Source organism: Microbacterium sp. TS-1 (genome assembly GCF_000509385.1).
Taxonomy (GTDB): Bacteria; Actinomycetota; Actinomycetes; order Actinomycetales; family Microbacteriaceae; genus Microbacterium; species Microbacterium arborescens.
This window is the reverse complement of sequence record NZ_BASQ01000002.1, coordinates 87,355-99,439: the sequence shown is the minus strand read 5'-3', so window position 1 is coordinate 99,439 and position 12,085 is coordinate 87,355. Positions and strand designations below refer to the sequence as shown.

The following is a 12,085-nucleotide window of genomic DNA, read 5'->3' as shown; positions in this document are numbered from 1 at the left end:
AGGTGTTGCCTGATCGATGAGAGGATGTGGGTATGACCACCGTCCGACGGGAACCCCTCGCCGACCAGGCCGCCGAGCTGCTGCTCTCGCGGATACGTGCGGGGGAGTGGGCGCTGGGTGCGAAGCTGCCGGGGGAGACGACCCTCGCGCCGCAGCTCGGCGTCGGTCGCTCGACCGTCCGCGAGGCTATTCGCCAGCTCGCCGGGCGCGGGGTGCTGACCTCACGCCAGGGCGCGGGAGTTTTCGTCGCCGCGCTCGACGCCCCCGAGGACTGGTCGCGCGTCGTCGGACGGGCCGACATCCGTGCCGTGATCGAAGCTCGCCTCGCGATCGAGGTCGAAGCGTCGGCGCTCGCCGCCGTGCGCCGGACCCCGGCCGAGGTGCGGGCGCTCCGTGCCGCGTTGGATCGGCGCGCCGCCCACCGTTCGGATATCGAGGAGCACGTCGACACGGATGCCGCGTTCCACCGGGTCATCGTCGCCGCGTCGCACAATCCGCTGCTGCTCGAGATGTTCGACGGTTTCACCCCGCGCAGCCGCGAGGCCATGATCGCGATGCTGCGGGCGCGGGGCGGGCGCGGGGGTGCTGGTGCGGGTGCGGGTGCCAGTGTGGATGCCGGCGACGCGGACCACGAGGTGCACGAGCGCATCGCCGACGCGATCGCCGATCGCGATGGTGAGCGCGCGGCAGCGCTGACCCGTACGCACCTGATCTCGCTGCTGGATCAGTTGGCAGCCTGAGTGCGCCGGGCCCGGCGCGATGCCTGCGCACGTGAGGTCGGCGTGTAGTAGCGGGCGAGGCGGTTCATTTGGCAGCTGCGGCCCCTCCTGGCGCTGTGAAGGGGCGCGAGGTGTCAGGTGAAGCGTGGCCTCCCTGGGCTGCGCGAGTTCGCTCGCGTGTGCGTCGGTTCAGCTGTCAGCTGCGGCCCTTTCTTGCGCTGCGAAGGGGCGCGAGGTGCCGGGTGAAGCGCGGTCTGTCTGGGCTGCGCGAGTTCGCTCCCGTATGCGTTGGTTCACTTGGTAGCTGTGGCCCCTTCTGGCGCTGTGAAGGGGCGCGAGGTGTCAGGTGAAGCGTGGTCTCCCTGCGCCGCGCGAGCTCGCACGACGCGTACGCGTCGGTTCACTTGGCAGTTGTGGCCCCTCCCGGCGCTGTGAAGGGGCGCGAGGTGCCGGGTGAAGCGCGGTCTGGGTGCACGCCCCCAGCTGCGCGAGTTCGCACGCGCCTGGGCTTCTGCTCTCTCGGGATCCACCTGTCAGCTCTGGCCCCTTCTGGCGCAGTGAGGGGGCTCGAGGTGACAGGTCAGACATCCGATGGCCCGCGCTGCGCGGTCAGCTCGTCGCCTTGATGCGCGCGCTGTGGTCGGTGAGGATCGAGGGATGTCTGCTTCGTCGCTGCGTCCGATCCGCTCCCTCGTCATGATGCTTCGCAGTCCGCGCCTGCGCGTGGCCTTCGCTGAGCTGATCGGGCCGACGCCGGCGGCATCCGCGCGGGAGCAGTCTGAGGCGTTCGTTCGCAGCGGCGTCGCCGAGCGGGCGGATGGCGGCGTGCGGCTGAGCGAGAGCTTTCTGGATGAGGCGCTCGCCGCGCTCGACGCTCAGCTCAGCCCGCTGGCGGTGCTGCAGGGCTCGCGGATCTCAGCCGGTGATCTCGCGCTGGACGAGCTCGACCCCGCTGTGGCGGCCGTGGCCCGCCGAGTCGTCGGCGAGGGCGAACGAGTCGCCGAGTCGGCGCTCAACGAGCGGCTGAGCATGTTCGTGACGGATGCTGCGTTCTTCCGGCGTCACGCCGTCGACACCGGTGTGCTCGAGCGGACGGCCGACGGAGCGCTGTACTGGCTCGCCGACCGCCCGGAGTGATTTAGGCTGCGGTCAGCGGTCGAAGCGAGCTCCCGCGGGGTTCGAGGGGAGCACGCAGAGCACCAGCACGACCAGGCCCCCGATGCCGGCGACCAGGCTGAGGAACCAGAACGGCCCCGCGAGGTTCGCGTCGTGCAGGCGACGCCACGAGAGGGCGATCGTGGGAACCAGCGTCGCCAGGTGCCAGACAGCGATGAGCAGCGCGCCGATGCCGAACAGCGGGCCGGGCACGACCGCGCCGGTCATCGAGTCGTAGGTGGCACCGGAGAATCCCAGGATGCCGGCGATGATGTAGAGCACGGCGGTCACGACGGCGGCCGCGAGGTACCACCACCAGAACTCGCTGCGGCTTGCGCGACCGGTGAAGGTGGCGTACTTCTTCCAGAAGCGGCTGAAGGCCTGGCCGAAGCTCGCGCCGTAGAGGGGCTGCGAGAGCGGGTCGACGTTCGAGGCGGCGGGCTGCGGGGCGGCGTAAGACACGGGATCCTCCAGGGTGACGCGACGGGTCGCGCCGGGATGGCGCGCCTCATCCTCCCGTACCGGTATTTCGGCCGTGAGTCGTGTTGCGCGTCGTGACAGCGGGCATGTGCGATCGCTACGATCTCCGCCTCTCCGCTGCGGCGGTCGATGCGATTCGCTTTGTCAGGTCACGCCGCTATCGACGCCGCGAGTGGGCGCGAAGCGCCAGGTGGGTATGTTTCGCGGTCGCCCGGACCTCAGGGCTCGAGGATCCTCTGGAACAGTCGGTGGTCCTGCCAGCGACCGGCGATGAGCAGGTATTCTGGCGCGAGTCCGAACTCGACGAAGCCGCACTTTCTCAAGACGGTCTGCGAGGCGACGTTGTCGACGAGCGTGCCGGCCTGGATGCGGTGCAGCTGGAGTTCATTCGCCGCGAGACGTGAGATCTCGTTCACCGCAGCGGTCATGAGGCCGTGGTCCGCGTAGCGCTGGTCGATCCAGTAGCCGAGGTTCCCGCTTTGGAACGCCCCGCGGACGATGCCCGAGAGCGTGACCCGTCCGACGATTCGCGAGCCGTGGGCGAGGACGAGAGGCAGAGCGGTGCCGGCCTCGCGGCTCGCGATGAGCGCGGCGATCTCGGTCCGCTGCCCCGACTCGGTACGGAAGTCGTTCGAGCGGATCGGCTCGAATGGCGCGAGGTGCTCGGAGTTCACGCGGTAGGCCTCGGCGAGAGCCGCGGCATCCTCTAGGCGCAGCGAGCGCAAGACGACGTCGTCGTACAGGTCGATCTCGGTGGTCGCTGGTGTCACCGCGCTGCCTCGGTCGCCGCCAGCGCCGCTTTGATGCCGACGCGCGTTCCCCACATCATCACGATGACCATGAGCGCGGCGCCCACGAGCACCATGATCCCGAGTGCTGCCGGAGGCATGGGCACAAGCGAGATCACCCCGATCGCGACGGACAGGTAGCCGGTGAGGAGTGTCGCCCCTTTCGAACGCACGTGGGCGGCGAGCCACGCGTCGTCGTTGGCCATCGTGGCGGGGGTGCGGATGCCCGCGAGGGAGTTCCGCTTGAGCTTTCCGGATGCCGCGGCCCGCGCCATCCAGATCAGCAGAGCTCCTGCGCCGCCCATCGTGACGAACAGGACGATGCGGGGGATGATCTCGGCTTCCATCCCTTTGACCCTATCGAGGCGGGTTCAGGCGACGGCGATGGAGCTTCGATACTCGGCTGCGACCGGATCCAGGGTGTACTCGAGGACCTCGACGTGATGCTCGTTCAGCGCTTTGAGTACGTCTTCGGGTGTCACGCGGAAGTACTCTCGTCGCAAGTTCACCTTGTTCAGTCGTTGCTCAGCGAACTGCTGGTGCAGCATGGACTCGATCGCAACAGCGTCATCGGCGAAGAACAGCGCATGCACGTCGAATCGGAACGGCACGGACGCGTCCCCGAGCTCGTTCACCCGGTCCATGGGGTCGAGCCGTCGCGTGAGTCCGATCTTCACGACGTCGGGTCCGAAAGCACCGATGTTGCTGATCACGTAAACGTAACCGGCTCGAATGTTTGCGGCACGGTAGTCAACGTTCTCGATCGCGTTCTCAACATCGTCGAGCTTTTCGCGAATGCGCTGCGCCCCTTCGAGGTCACCCTTCGCCTCGAGGGTCGCGAGCGCGTTTGCGTAATGCGAGCGCTCCTTCTGCAGCCGCTCCTTCTCCCGCGCGAGCTCCTGCTCGGCCTTCTTCTGCTCTCGCAGTTCCTCGCGTCGTGCGCGCTCGAGCTCCTTCTCGGCCTGGACCGCCTGTAGGTGACGGCTCGCAAGTTCGAGCTCGCGCAGTCGAAGCCGGTGGTACCGGGGAGTGATGCGCAGGTCGATCATCTTGCCAAGACGCTCGACCTGATCGACGACTGTCGAGAGACGTTTGCGGGCGGCCTCGAGGTTGCCTGCTCGAACTGTCTTGACGCAGTTCTCAGCCTCGGCGTTGTAGGCCCGCAGAAGAAGCTTCGACATGTCGGCGACGAACTTTCTTCCCTTGGCGGCGCTGTTGTTGAACGTGAAGTTCTGCGTAGCCTGCGTGGCCCCGCCGGCCTTGATCTTGCTCTTGATCTCACTGCGCACGGACTCGAGCTCGGTCGCTAGTGCTACTGAGCTTTCCGCGGGGTGCTCGAAATCGAAGAGTCCGAACTCCTGCAGCTCGATCTGATTGCGGAGGTCGATGACCTGGGCGGCTACCGATGCCTTCTCCTGGTGGGCCGCGAAGGCACCGGAACGAGCGCGGTCAAGATCCGCTTCCGCCCGCGTGGTCTCCGCCTGAATGCTCACCTTCGCCGCGTCCAAGTCGGCAAGCTCTCGGAGGCCGTAGCGAGCGATGAGTTCCTCGAGGCGGGCGTTCTCTGCTTGGAGGTCCTGAGCGAACTTGCGGGCACCAAAGAACGGGACCTTCTGCGGCAGTGTTGGCCGAGCCGGGGAGAGTTCCTGCGGGGCGAGAGGCGCGCTCGGCTGTTGCGCGATGGCGGGCGCAGCTTCATCAAGGAGGGGTGCGCCGACCTGCCCGCCCGCAGCGGGCATGTCACCGCTCACTGATTCGCTGACCGTCGATTCACGGGCCGCACGCCGTGTCGTGGGCTGGCCGGGCGTGGTCGCGGCCCTGTCGGGTGTTTCGCGGACCTGCTCGCGCGTTTGAACCCCATCGATCACGATGTGGTCCGTCCAGGTAGCGCCGTCCCAGTAGCGGCTCTCGTATACTCCACCCGGGTCGGGATACCACGATGCGGGCGGCGGAGAAGTGCGATCGGTCACGTCGTTGGGCCTTTCAGATGAGACCCTTCTAATATGCCCGACGGCGGGCCATGCTCAAATTTCGCTTGTCGCCGGGAATGAATGCGCGTCGCATCCTGGACTCACTTTGCTGTCGCTCGGACAGACGAAAGCCCCGGCCTCCGCGCTGAGGATGCGGATGCCGGGGCTCTCGAAGTCTGTCGGGGTGTCAGCCCCGGACTCCGAGCGCGAAGCTGATCGCGCCCTCGCCGTCGACCTGTGCGTCGAGCACGCGGTCGTCCAGCGCAAGGGCTGCGGCCGGGTCGACGAAGATGCGGGCACCGTCGGCTTCGACGACGGCATCCTCGCTGTGCGGGGCCTCGGCGAGGGAGAGGGCGAAGCCGGTCTCGGGGGAGCCGGAGTCGCTGATACGGATACCGCCGGTCTCGGCGGGGATCTGGGCGGTGAGGTTTTTCACCGCGGTGGCGGCGTTCTCGGTGAGCGTGAGCATGAAGCTCTCCTTCCGTGGATTGCTGCGGAGCCCGCCACGATTCCGAGAATCCGAGCCGAGCGCAAACGTGAGCGCCGACTCCCAGGGGATTCTGAAGGTCGGCGGACGACTACCGCGTCAGAGGGTTCTGGCGAGAACGAAGCTCATGATCAGCCCGAGGAGCAAGCAGCAGACCCATGCGGTTCCCGCCGAGACGTACCAGTTCTGCCGGAGCTCGAGGCTGAGCCGATCCGGATGATCGAGCGGGGTGCGGCGCAGGCTCCGCTGCGTGATGAGCATCGGCGGAACCATCAGCGCGAAGCACAGCAGCAGACCGATCAGCTGCAGGAGCGCGCTGGATGACCGTCCGCCCGGAGCGATGATCTGCCACGCCTCGGCCAGCGCAAGGGTGATGTTGCGCGGCCCGCACAGCGCGACGAGCCCCGCCGCGCCGACGACCATGACGAGGATGCGCAGAGCGCGATCCGGTGTCGTCACGGACGCTCTCGGCGGAATGGCGCCGTGGTGCTGTTGAGCCCAGAACTCGCGGTGCGCTCGCCGTCGCGCGAGCGGCCACACCGCGAGGGCGATGAGCCCCGCGATCACCCAGCCGAGCCACTCGTCGCCTTGCATCGGGATTCCGAGCGCGTGGAACGCGACGAGTCCGCCGATCCAGGCGGCCATCGTGGCGAAGAAGAGGACGAACGCGGCCAGGATCCCGAGCGCCGTCCGCAGCGGCCTGCGCGCTGGCGCGCTCGCTGGGGTGTCTCGGGTCACGCTGGTCAGCATAGGGCGGGGGTGCGTTGGGGTTGAGGAGGGGCGGGATGCCGCGGCCCGCGGCCGTCTAGACTTGGGGTGCCTTGCCTCTGTAGCTCAGTGGAAGAGCCACTCCGTCCTAAGGAGCGGGTCGGGGGTTCGAATCCCTCCAGGGGCACGTTTGTCGAGGTCGTGACGGCGTCCGCTTCGGCTTCACTGCTGCAGCGTGAGTGCAAAGGCTTCCCCGAACTGGGGGAGCGACGTCAGCTGAGACTGAGCTCAAGGTGCCGTGTCACTCAGTACAGGACGGGGTGCTACCCGCGGCGTCGGCAGCGGTGACTCGGGGCTGCCCAAGCGTAAACTCATGCCGCTCCGCGAAAGCCGGGACAGAGTTCGGCGATCCGTTGCGAGCTAGAAGCGGCTGGATGGCTCGGCTGTTGCTGATCCTGACGATCAAGCAGATCGGACTTCCCGTTCCGGTGCTTCCTTCGCAGCAAACAGAAGTCCGCCTGCGATGCCGAGATTCACGTTGACATGGCGTCTGCAGCACACGGATGATCCGTCTTTGGCTCCGAGCACCCACGCGCATAGCTCAAGGAGGCAAAGACACGTCCGCCCCGGCCTCGTCCTGGCTCGCGCACTCTCTGATGCCGCTACCTGCGGACGCCCACCCCATGCCAAGCCTCGGCCCTCTTTCGCGGCATGCTGGCTATGCGCCACGCCGCCTCGATGATTCAGCCACGGCGAGCATGAGCCCTCGTTCACCGGCGCACGCGCGACTGCCGGGGCGGTTCTCGTGATGCATGAGTGGCGGACTGCTCGCCGGACGCTTGGGTCGTCGACGCAGAGCTTCCCACAGAGGTCGATGCGCGAGGAGGATACACGCAGCGTGCTTATCCCCTCCTCAGCTGACCAGTCCTACGTATGTCCCCGGCGCGCCATAGGGTGAGTAAGTGGCGGTGAGGCGTGGTCTCGGCGCCCATGAGCCACCAGTGAGGAGTCTCGATGGCGACGCCCATACCGGATAAGCAACCTCTCCAGCGAGTGCAAATCAAGTCCCGTCAGCGCGTACGCGAGCTGGCTGAGGTCTACACGCACAAGCGCGAGGTGGACGCGATGCTCGGGCTGGTCGACGACATGTTTCCCAGCGAGCTGCACCCCGAGAACACTGACCGGAAGTTCCTAGAGCCCGCTTGCGGCTCAGGCAACTTCCTCGAGGAGATTCTCGTCCGCAAGTTGAGGCACGTCACCGTCGCTCGGTACGGGACCGGGGCGCGCTTCGAACACCGAACCCTCCGCGCGCTCGCTTCCATTTACGCCATCGACATCGACGCGCAGAACGTCGGCGAGTCAAAGGACCGCCTGCGTGCCGTCGTCAACTCGCACCTCGACATGGAGGTCAACACGAAGGCAGCGACCATGGGCTTCGCCGATGCGGTAGAAGCCATTCTCGAGACCAACATCATCCGCGCAGACAGCCTCGCCGACGCCGATTCCATCCGGTTCGTGGACTACCAACCCTCACGCGGACACACATTCGTCCGACAGTGGTCACCGATGGTGGAGCAACCCGGAATGCTCGGCATCTTCGACATTGAGCAAGACGCCGTTCCCGTGCACTACACGGAACTCGCGCTCCACCCCACACCGACGGTCGGAGGAACCCGATGAGCATGACCATTCAACATGCGAGGCGGCACGTGCCCGACATCCTCGACTCGCTCGCCCAGCTGTCGAACGACGAAGTGCCGACGCCACCGAAGGTGGCCAACGCGATGCTCGACCTGCTGCCCACCGAGGTGTGGTCCAAGCCGGACTATCGCTGGCTCGACCCCGGGGTGAAGTCGGGAATCTTCCTGCGGGAAGCTGCCCGACGGTTGCTGGATGGGCTCGCGGAGTGGGAGCCTGACTTCGAGCGGCGCCGAGACCACATCTTCAGAAACATGCTGTTCGGCTCTGCCATCACCGAACTCACGGGCGCCATCGGACGCCGCAGCCTGTACTACTCGCGCGACGCGTCGAGCGAGAACTCGGTCGTCGTATTCGACGAGGCTGCGGGAAACCTTCCCTTCGTCTACGCCGAGCACACTTTCAATCGCCGGGGACGTTGCACGCAGTGCGGATCGCCCGACGACATCGAGCGCGGAAGCGCGCTGGAGAATCACGCATACGCGTTCATCCACGGCGCCTACCCCACCGAGGAGCACAAGGAAATGAAGTTCGACGTCATCGTCGGCAACCCGCCCTTTCAGCTGGAGGACGGCGGGCACGGCGCGAGCGCTGCGCCCATCTACCAGCACTTCGTTGAGAAGGCCATCGACCTGGAACCCCGATACGTCGTCATGATTACCCCGTCCCGGTGGTTCGCCGGCGGCAAGGGACTCGACAAGTACCGCGCCCGGATGCTCGCCGACCGCCGGATGAAGAAGCTCGTCGACTACCCAAAGCTCTACGACGCTTTCCCCGGCGTGAAGATTCGCGGCGGTGTCTCGTACTTCCTCTGGCAGCGCGACTACAACGGCCCGTGCACGGTTCAGACGATGTGGGACGGCAAGCCGGTAGGCGAACCGGCCGCGCGATACCTCGACGAGTTCGATGTGCTCGTCCGACGCAACGAGGCCGTGAGCATCCTCGAGAAAGTCCGGGCCAAGCAGGAACCCACCCTCGACGCGCGTGTCTCCAGCCGAAAGCCGTTCGGATTTCCTACGAACCACCACGGCGTCGCCAGGAAGGACAAGCTCCAGGACCCGGTCAAGTTACACGGCTCCCAGAAGGTCTCCTGGGTTGAGCGGTCCACCGTCCAGCAGAACGATGCGTGGGTAGACGACTGGAAGGTCCTCATGACCGCCGTCCAAGGAACCAGCGCGGCAGTGGAGACGATGTTTCTCGGCAAGCCTGTCGTGGCCGGTCCCGGTACAGCGTGTAGCGAGACATACCTCGTCGCAGGCAGGTTCGACGCGAGCTCCGAGGCTGAGTGGTACGCCACCTACCTCCGAACGCGATTCGTTCGCTTCCTTGTCTCCCTCCGCAAGTCCACACAGCACGCGACTAAAGAGGTCTACTCCTTCGTCCCGGAAGTGCCGCTCGACCGCGCGTGGACCGATGAGGCCCTTTACGGGCGATACGACCTGACGGATGACGAGATCTCGTTTATCGAGTCGCAGGTACGAGAGATGCCCGCCAACGCCGAGGTGTCCGAGTGAGCCTCGTCGTCGCCGATGTCGACGAGACCGTCGGCAGCGGCGCCCAAGCACGACGCGTCTACGCGTACACCGTCCCGGGGCGCAAGGACCAGTCCTGGCAGCGCGACACTGAGGCCGGTCCTGTAACTGGGGTGGGCGTCATCAAGGTCGGCGAGACCACCAAGCCGACGGCACGGCAGCGCATTCACCAACAGCTCAACACTGCTTACCCCGGCCTGACCGGCGTAGACATCCTCCTCGACGATCCTGCGGTACGTACAGACGGGTCGACGTTCCGCGACTACGACGTTCACCGCGCGCTCGCCGCGGCCGGTATCCGGCGCGTCGGCGGCGAGTGGTTCGAGGCGACGCTTGTCGAGGTCAAGGCTGCTATTGGTGTCGTCCGTGCCGGTCGGCGCTTCGACCCGACGCGTACGCTCGACTTCGGTATGCGGCCCGAGCAGGAGGCGGCTGTCGCCGAGACTGCGTCGTACTTACTCGAGCATCGTGACGATACGCGGCCTCCGCACTTCCTGTGGAACGCGAAGATGCGCTTCGGCAAAACCTTCACCACGTACCAGCTCGCACGCGAGATGGAGTGGTCGAAGGTGCTTGTTCTGACGTACAAGCCCGCGGTCCACGGCGCGTGGAAGGACGACCTGCTCGGCCACGTGGATTTCGAGGGCTGGAAGTTCGTCGACGCGACCGTCCCGGTCAGTGAGGCTGCGGCCATCGCCGACGGTGCGGATCCGTTCGTCTGGTTCGCATCCTTCCAAGACCTAAATGGCCGCGTCGCGGGCGCCGTGAAGGAACGCAACGAGCCCATCCATCTCCTGGATTGGGACGTCATCGTCATCGACGAGTACCACTTCGGTGCGTGGCGCGAGAGCGCACGCGAGCTCTACGACCCCGCAGACAAAAAGCTGGCCGAGGCGGAGGAGCCCGAGGAACAGGTCACCGAGGCCGACCTCGGTCTGAACTCGCGGAACTACCTTTACTTGTCCGGCACGCCGTTCCGGGCCATCACCAACGGTGAGTTCGGCGAGGACCAGGTCTACAACTGGACGTACATCGACGAACAGCGCCACAAGGAGCAGTGGCCTGCCGACCGCGGCGAGAATCCGTACATCGACCTGCCGCGCATGGAGATGTACACGTACCGGATGTCGCAGACGGCTGAGGAGTTCGCCGACGACGGCGAGTTCAACGGCTTCTCGCTGAACGAATACTTCCGCGCTCGCAAGGTGGGAGGCGGTGGCCGAAGTGACTACGAGTTCGCCGCGCCAACGCAGGTCGCGCAGTTCCTCGACATGCTGCGTGGCAAACTCGCCTCCCAGATGAAGGCTGAGCTGCTCGGTGCGAAGCCCCCGTTCCCATACGAGGACCAGCGGTTCAGCGGTGCCGTGAAGCACAGCGTCTGGTATATGAATGACGTCGCGTCGTGCTTCGCGATGAAGGCCATGCTCGAGACGCACCCGTTTTACTCCGGTTTCGTTATCCATGTCGCCGCTGGCGGACGGGCGGGACAGGGTGCCGCCGCTAAGCCTCCGGTCGACGAGGCCATCCACAAGGCGGAGAGCGAGGGCAAGTCGGGCTCCATCACGCTCTCTTGCGGCAAGCTCATGACCGGCGTGACCATCAAGCAGTGGGCAAGCATCTTTATGCTCCGCTCGCTGAAGTCGCCGGAGTCCTACTTCCAGGCAGCCTTCCGTGTCCAGTCGCCGTGGTCGGACAAGCCGGCCGACCACCCGCGCGTCGTCCATAAGGACACTTGCTACGTGTTCGAGTTCGATCCCAACAGGGCGCTGTCGCTATTGGCCGAGTACGGCACGCGGCTCGCGACAGGGGAGGAGCAGACCGCGGCGGAAGTGCTGGGTGAACTCATCAATTACCTGCCCATCTTCGCCTTCGACGGCGGGCGCATGCACGAGCTTGATGCGACGGATGCGCTCAACTGGGCCACCGCCGGTATCGGAGCCACAGCGCTCGCAAGCCGGTGGAATTCGCCGCTGCTCGTCGACATAAACGAGTCCACGCTCACGCGGCTCCTCGACAACGCCGACCTGCTCGAGTCGCTCGAGAAGATCGAGGGCTTCCGGAACCTTTCCTCGGACGTCCAGAAGGTCATCACCTCCACCCAGAAGCTGAAGGCTGCCAAGCGCGAGAAGCAAAAGGGGCTCGACGTGAATGAGAAGAAGGAGAAGAAGGAGACCGCCAAGCTGCGGGCAGAGCTCCGCGAGAAGCTGCAGAAGTTCGTTGTGCGCGTTCCCGTCTTCATGTACCTCACCGACTTCCGCGAAGAGGCTCTGGCGCATGTCATCCGGTCGCTAGACCCCGCCTTATTCGAGCGAGTCACGGGCCTCACCATCGCGGACTTCGAGATGCTCGCGAAAATTGGCATCTTCAACGCGAACCACATGGATGCCGCCATCTGGCAATTCCGCCAGTTCGAGAATGCTTCGCTCCGCTACGCCAACGAGAGCGGTGTCGAGGCATTGACTATGCGCAAGGTCGGTCTCTGGGATAAGAGCTCAGATGTCGATGAACTAGCAATTGCCGATTAAGCCGATTGGTGTTAGCGTCGAAG

At 65.7% G+C, this 12,085-nt stretch carries 11 protein-coding genes and 1 tRNA gene; 6 read left to right on the top strand and 6 right to left on the bottom strand.

The genetic code is table 11. The features are described 5' to 3' along the window. Window positions 1-32: 32 nt before the first annotated feature. On the top strand, window positions 33-740 hold the full coding sequence (locus tag MTS1_RS13080; protein ID WP_023954743.1) for a FadR/GntR family transcriptional regulator: 708 nt from the start codon (window positions 33-35) through the stop codon (window positions 738-740). A gap of 636 nt (window positions 741-1,376) precedes the next feature. Then, window positions 1,377-1,856, top strand: coding sequence for a DUF2087 domain-containing protein (locus MTS1_RS13075; RefSeq protein ID WP_023954741.1), 480 nt, complete (start codon window positions 1,377-1,379; stop codon window positions 1,854-1,856). Window positions 1,857-1,868: 12 nt separating this feature from the next. Here the strand turns inward: MTS1_RS13075 and MTS1_RS13070 are convergent, their stop codons facing one another. From MTS1_RS13070 to MTS1_RS13045, 6 genes are all read right to left on the bottom strand, one after another. Beyond that, window positions 1,869-2,336, bottom strand: coding sequence for a DUF805 domain-containing protein (locus tag MTS1_RS13070; protein WP_023954739.1), 468 nt, complete (start codon window positions 2,334-2,336; stop codon window positions 1,869-1,871). A 236-nt stretch (window positions 2,337-2,572) separates the two neighbouring features. Continuing rightward, window positions 2,573-3,124, bottom strand: a complete 552-nt coding sequence (locus MTS1_RS13065) for a GNAT family N-acetyltransferase (RefSeq protein WP_023954737.1) — start codon at window positions 3,122-3,124, stop codon at window positions 2,573-2,575. After that, window positions 3,121-3,489 carry an SdpI family protein gene (locus MTS1_RS13060; RefSeq protein ID WP_023954735.1) on the bottom strand — a complete coding sequence of 123 codons (369 nt, stop codon included), beginning with the start codon at window positions 3,487-3,489 and terminating at the stop codon, window positions 3,121-3,123. The genes MTS1_RS13065 and MTS1_RS13060 overlap by 4 nt, the downstream gene beginning before the upstream one ends. Before the next feature lie 24 nt (window positions 3,490-3,513). Next, window positions 3,514-5,112, bottom strand: a complete 1,599-nt coding sequence (locus MTS1_RS16360; RefSeq protein ID WP_023954733.1) for a DUF4041 domain-containing protein — start codon at window positions 5,110-5,112, stop codon at window positions 3,514-3,516. Window positions 5,113-5,299: 187 nt separating this feature from the next. After that, window positions 5,300-5,581, bottom strand: a complete 282-nt coding sequence (locus MTS1_RS13050; RefSeq protein ID WP_023954731.1) for an iron-sulfur cluster assembly accessory protein — start codon at window positions 5,579-5,581, stop codon at window positions 5,300-5,302. Window positions 5,582-5,698: 117 nt separating this feature from the next. Continuing rightward, entirely contained in the window at window positions 5,699-6,337 is a 639-nt protein-coding gene (locus tag MTS1_RS13045; RefSeq protein WP_144083420.1) for a hypothetical protein, read from the bottom strand. Window positions 6,338-6,422: 85 nt separating this feature from the next. Here MTS1_RS13045 and MTS1_RS13040 point away from each other — a divergent pair. The 4 genes from MTS1_RS13040 (at window position 6,423) to MTS1_RS13025 (ending at window position 12,062) form a co-directional block, all read left to right on the top strand. After that, a tRNA-Arg gene (locus MTS1_RS13040) sits at window positions 6,423-6,494 on the top strand. A gap of 827 nt (window positions 6,495-7,321) precedes the next feature. Beyond that, complete coding sequence (locus MTS1_RS13035) at window positions 7,322-7,987, top strand: hypothetical protein (RefSeq protein ID WP_023954727.1); 666 nt, start codon at window positions 7,322-7,324, stop codon at window positions 7,985-7,987. Window positions 7,988-8,016: 29 nt separating this feature from the next. Continuing rightward, the gene (locus MTS1_RS13030; RefSeq protein ID WP_023954725.1) at window positions 8,017-9,519 is read left to right on the top strand and encodes an Eco57I restriction-modification methylase domain-containing protein; all 1,503 of its coding nucleotides are present in this window, start codon (window positions 8,017-8,019) and stop codon (window positions 9,517-9,519) included. Next, window positions 9,516-12,062 (top strand): GIY-YIG nuclease family protein, encoded by a 2,547-nt coding sequence (locus MTS1_RS13025; RefSeq protein ID WP_052007874.1) that lies wholly within the window; start codon window positions 9,516-9,518, stop codon window positions 12,060-12,062. Before MTS1_RS13030 ends, MTS1_RS13025 begins: the two co-directional genes overlap by 4 nt. Window positions 12,063-12,085: the final 23 nt, after the last annotated feature.

Bases quoted from the DNA above. Each gene is read 5' to 3' on its own strand.
- MTS1_RS13060 (WP_023954735.1), bottom strand. From the start codon at position 3,489: ATGGAAGCCGAGATCATCCCCCGCATCGTCCTGTTCGTCACGATGGGC.
- MTS1_RS13035 (WP_023954727.1), top strand. From the start codon at position 7,322: ATGGCGACGCCCATACCGGATAAGCAACCTCTCCAGCGAGTGCAAATC.
- MTS1_RS13075 (WP_023954741.1), top strand. From the start codon at position 1,377: ATGTCTGCTTCGTCGCTGCGTCCGATCCGCTCCCTCGTCATGATGCTT.
- MTS1_RS13050 (WP_023954731.1), bottom strand. From the start codon at position 5,581: ATGCTCACGCTCACCGAGAACGCCGCCACCGCGGTGAAAAACCTCACC.
- MTS1_RS13080 (WP_023954743.1), top strand. From the start codon at position 33: ATGACCACCGTCCGACGGGAACCCCTCGCCGACCAGGCCGCCGAGCTG.